The organism is Enterococcus spodopteracolus (assembly GCF_030441955.1).
Lineage (GTDB): Bacteria > Bacillota > Bacilli > Lactobacillales > Enterococcaceae > Enterococcus_B > Enterococcus_B spodopteracolus.
In genome coordinates, this window is the sequence record NZ_JARJHD010000178.1 from 1 (window position 1) to 255 (window position 255).

At 54.5% G+C, this 255-nt stretch carries 1 rRNA gene; it reads left to right on the forward strand.

What is annotated here, in order from left to right:
- Nucleotides 1-255: ribosomal RNA gene (locus P3R27_RS15625) — 23S ribosomal RNA — on the forward strand; the annotation flags it as partial.

Here is a 255-nt window from a genome sequence, read left to right on the forward strand (position 1 = left end):
ACCGCATGTACAGGATAGGTAGGAGCCGTAGAAGTCGGAACGCTAGTTTCGATGGAGGCGCTGGTGGGATACTACCCCTGCGTTATGGCCACTCTAACCCGCACCACTAATCGTGGTGGGAGACAGTTTCAGATGGGCAGTTTGACTGGGGCGGTCGCCTCCTAAAGAGTAACGGAGGCGCCCAAAGGTTCCCTCAGAATGGTTGGAAATCATTCGAAGAGTGTAAAGGCAGAAGGGAGCTTGACTGCGAGACCT